The 4,208-nt window shown below is 57.7% G+C and carries 4 protein-coding genes; all 4 read left to right on the forward strand.

What is annotated here, in order from left to right; genetic code table 11:
- Positions 1-273 precede the first annotated feature (273 nt).
- Positions 274-1,566, forward strand: a complete 1,293-nt coding sequence (locus EN807_RS32140) for an extracellular solute-binding protein (RefSeq protein ID WP_189522656.1) — start codon at positions 274-276, stop codon at positions 1,564-1,566.
- Between the two features lie 5 nt (positions 1,567-1,571).
- The gene (locus EN807_RS32145; RefSeq protein ID WP_128178314.1) at positions 1,572-2,486 is read left to right on the forward strand and encodes a sugar ABC transporter permease; all 915 of its coding nucleotides are present in this window, start codon (positions 1,572-1,574) and stop codon (positions 2,484-2,486) included.
- Positions 2,483-3,334, forward strand: coding sequence for a carbohydrate ABC transporter permease (locus tag EN807_RS32150; protein ID WP_127208381.1), 852 nt, complete (start codon positions 2,483-2,485; stop codon positions 3,332-3,334). Before EN807_RS32145 ends, EN807_RS32150 begins: the two co-directional genes overlap by 4 nt.
- Before the next feature lie 65 nt (positions 3,335-3,399).
- Positions 3,400-4,208, forward strand: an 809-nt coding sequence (ugpC, locus tag EN807_RS32155) for a sn-glycerol-3-phosphate ABC transporter ATP-binding protein UgpC (RefSeq protein ID WP_135937903.1), incomplete at its 3' end; no start/stop codon positions are given.

The raw sequence follows: 4,208 nt of genomic DNA on the forward strand, positions 1-4,208 counted from the left end.
TGCTGCTTCATCAACTCCATCTCAGTGGGAAGCTGATCGCCAGCATTGAAGACACCGCTCTCGATCTGAGACCGAATGATGTCCGCCAGCTGAATATGAAGTGGAGTTCTACCAGGCTGAATCATGCTGTCTCCTCAAGCCGAGTCATTGCTATCACGTGGCCCGGGGGTTGGCAATATTACGATATTGCATTCTTGCAAGAAATCAAATAGCGTGTGCTTTAAGGTCGAGGGAGTGGTTCCCTCATTTGCGGGACGAACGGGAGGAAATAAGATGACTATGACGGGCTATCGCTTGGGTCGGCGGGGCTTCTTGACCGGCATGTTGGGAGTGTCGTCGCTGCCCGTCCTTGGATCGTTGCCGGCCAGGGCGCAGGACAAGAAGCTGCGGGTCTTCGGCTGGGGAGACGGTGCCGGTTTTAAGGGGCTCTTCGATGCCTTCGAAAAGGTATCAGGCGTAAAGGTTTCTTACGAAGGTGTGCCCTTTGCCGACCTTCAGAACACGATAGTCCAGCGCTTCCGGATCGGGAATTCCGGAATCGATGTCCTGCTTGTGGACCCGACTTATATCCCGACGTTCTCCACGCTGGGCATTTTGGCAGACTTGACGAGTGCCTTCGGAGAAAAGAGCAAAGGCATATTGTTCCCCAGCGATGTGCAGGGCGCCACCTACAACGGGAAGATGCTGACAATGCCGATGCAGGAGTCGACTCAGCTCCTGTTCTTCAACAAAGGGCTTCTGGCCAATGCCGCCGTTGACGCGCCGGGTGTCTCGCCCGACGCGCGCCTCACCTGGGACAAGGTCATCGAGCTTGCCAAGAAGGTGCAGGCGGCCGGAGCCGAGACGGGCTTCGGCTTCGAGCAGGTCGATCGCTACTACCAGCTACAGGTCCTTCCGGAATCGCTTGGTGGTGGGCCGGGCGTCAAGGGTGACGATTTGCTGACCGTTGACGTGGCCAACGATGCTTGGCTGCAGGCAGGAAAATGGTATGGGAGCATCTTCGCCGATGGCGTGGCTGCGCGCGGTCCGAGCGGATACCAAGAAATGATCGACCTGTTCACAGCCGGCCGGATTGCATTTCTTGTTGGCGGTCCATGGTTGATCGCCGAATTCGACAAGGTCGACGGTCTTGACTATGCAGCGGCGCCTCATCCGTATTTCGCCGGTGGCAAGGCGGTGACGCCTTCTGAATCGTTTCATCTGGGAGTGGCGGCGGACACAACGAATGGCGACCAGGCCCTGGAATTCCTGAACTACGTGGGCTTGGATAAAGCAGGGTCAGTCATTGCAGCCCGCGGAAGCAATATACCCGCGAACATTGAGGCTGCGGCAGAGGTGCTGAGCCATATTCCCCGGCAAAATCCAAACCTGAAGGGTGTTGATACGTTGATCCGCTACGAGCTCGCCAACACGGCTATCCGGCGACCGCGTACACTCGGATATCTCCAATTGGAGGAGCTGGTCACGCGTGCATGGAGCGATATTCGCAATGGAAGTGATGCTGCTCAGACGTTTCCGCAGCTTCAACGTGAACTTGAGCGCAGTTTCAAGCGCATCGAGCGCTAAGACCGATGGCGATGGAAGCGATTACTGAGGGAGAAAGCGCCAGGGATGTATCCACAGTTGGGCGATTTTCAAAATGGAGAGCGGCCATAGCGCCGCTCCTCTTCTTGACGCCGGCTCTGGTTGCCCTCATCGTCTTTCGGTTGTTGCCAGCAGGTTGGCTCGTTCAGCAGAGCTTGTCCGGCCCCGACGGCGAATTCGCCGGGCTTGATAATTTCGAGTTCCTTTTCACGGCGCCTTCATTTGCCAAGACCCTGCATGCCACCCTTACCTTTGTCGCGGTGACCGTGCCGCTGCAGACGGTAACCTCTTTCGGCCTCGCTCTCCTGTTTGCCGAAAACTCACGGATCATCTCGCTGCTGCGAACCTTGGTGTTCCTGCCGGTATTAATCCCATCGAGCGTCGCAGCCATACTGTGGGGCGCTGCATACCGCCCGCAGGGACTGGCAAATGCTCTGTTGACGTCTGTGGGCGTGAGCGCTCAGCCGTTCCTCACATCGCCAGACCAGGCACTGATGTCGATCATTGTCATGAGCTCGTGGGTCGGAGTCGGCTTCTGGATGATTTTCCTCATCGGGGGCCTAAAGGACATTCCTCGCGATCTCTATGAGGCAGCATCCATCGATGGCGCCGGGAAGCTTTCGTCGCTGTGGCACATCACTATCCCGCTGATGCGTCGACCGCTGGCCTTCGTAATCGTCGCTGACACGGTATCCGCATTTCTGCTGTTTGGGCCGATCGCGATACTTACCAGAGGCGGGCCCGGCGGCAGCACGCAGCTCATCATGTACGACGTGTATCAGCAGGCTTACTTTTTCAACGACGTGCCATTGGCTGCTGCAGAAGGGTTGACCTTGATGGTCATCATGATGGTCATCATCCTCATCCAGTTCCGGTTGCTATCACGGGAGAAGCAACTATGAGGGCCGGAGAAACAAACTCGGCCGGGGCGGGACGCATCGTTCATCTGCTGTTCGGTATCGCCGTCGCCGCCGGTTTTATGCTGCCAATCGCTTGGCTGGTTGCAGGTAGCCTCCGGCCGGGTAGCGAGATATTCACCTCGCTCGATCCGCTTTCCATTGGCTCCTTTGTTCCGTCACGGCCGACGCTTGAAAATTTTGGCAGCGCGCTCGCCGGATCGTTCCGAACTGGATTGATTAACTCTTTCGTCGTCGCGGCATGTACGGTGGTCGTGGCACTGCTGGTGTGCGCAACCGCAGCCTTCGCGTTGAGTGCGATGCAGTGGCGCGGCCGCGACGTCGTCTTCGCCCTCATCGTCTTCAGCTTTTTGATCCCCGAGGAGGTCGTGGCTATCCCGTTGTCCGCCATCTTCGCACGGGGCGGGCTGCAGAACACCTACATCGCACTGATCGTGCCTTTCGTGGGCAGCGGCATGGTGATTTTCCTACTGCGGCAGTTCTTTCTCGCCATACCGCGCTCATTGATTGAAGCGGCCCAAATCGATGGAGCCGGCTGGCTAAGGATTTTCCTCGAGATTTTCCTGCCGCTTTCACGTCCGGCTCTCATCGCCGCCGGAGTAATAATCTTCAATGGGCAATGGCAGGCTTATCTGTGGCCGCTTCTGGTCACGACGCGCCAGGACATGTTCCTCGCCCCGATCACCCTCGCCTTGATGGCGGGGGAGCATACCACCGACTACGGCCAGATCTTCGCGGCATCGACCATTCTAAGCCTCATCCCCGCAGTCATCCTGCTGGGCTTCCAACGCTTCTTCACCGACTCGGTCTCGATGTCGAGCGTCAAAGAATAATCGCGAGTGCTTCTTCGCCCCGAGCTGAAGATGCAGATTATATGCCGCAATAGAGGAGATGTGAGTTGGCGCAGGTAACCGTTAGGAACATTGTCAAGCGCTACGGAAGCATCCAGGTCATTCACGGCGTGAATGTCGACATCGTCGATGGCGAGTTTGTCATCCTGGTCGGCCCTTCGGGGTGTGGCAAATCCACCTTGCTACGCATGATCGCCGGTCTCGAAGCCATATCGGGCGGGGAGATCAGCATCGGCGGCCGGGTGGTGAACGATGTTCTGCCAAAAGACCGCGACATAGCAATGGTGTTCCAGAACTATGCGCTCTATCCGCACAAGAACGTCGCCGACAACATGGGCTTTTCGCTCAAGATCAAGGGTAGGCCGAAGGCCGAGATTGATGCCAAGGTGAAGCAGGCGGCCGAAATTCTCGATCTCGACAAGCTGCTCGACCGGTTTCCGAAACAGCTATCGGGCGGGCAGCGCCAGCGTGTGGCCATGGGACGCGCCATTGTGCGCGACCCGGAAGTCTTCCTGTTCGATGAGCCTTTATCGAATCTCGACGCTCAACTTCGTGTCGCGATGCGTGTCGAGATCAAGGAACTGCATCAGCGCCTCGGCACGACGATTGTCTATGTCACCCATGACCAGATCGAGGCGATGACCATGGCCGACAAGATCGTGGTGATGCGGGACGGCAAGGTGGAACAGGTCGGCGCGCCGCTCGATCTCTACGACAATCCGGGCAATGTCTTCGTCGCCGGTTTCATCGGCTCGCCGGCGATGAACTTCATCAAGGGCAAGGTCGTTTCGAAGGACGGCAGGCAGATATTTGTGTCGGATACCGGATCCGTGCTGCCGGCTGACGGGGCGAGGGC

This window comes from Mesorhizobium sp. M5C.F.Ca.ET.164.01.1.1, from assembly GCF_004792125.1.
GTDB lineage: Bacteria > Pseudomonadota > Alphaproteobacteria > Rhizobiales > Rhizobiaceae > Mesorhizobium > Mesorhizobium wenxiniae.

Bases quoted from the DNA above. Each gene is read 5' to 3' on its own strand.
- EN807_RS32140 (WP_189522656.1), top strand. From the start codon at position 274: ATGACTATGACGGGCTATCGCTTGGGTCGGCGGGGCTTCTTGACCGGC.
- EN807_RS32145 (WP_128178314.1), top strand. From the start codon at position 1,572: ATGGCGATGGAAGCGATTACTGAGGGAGAAAGCGCCAGGGATGTATCC.
- EN807_RS32150 (WP_127208381.1), top strand. From the start codon at position 2,483: ATGAGGGCCGGAGAAACAAACTCGGCCGGGGCGGGACGCATCGTTCAT.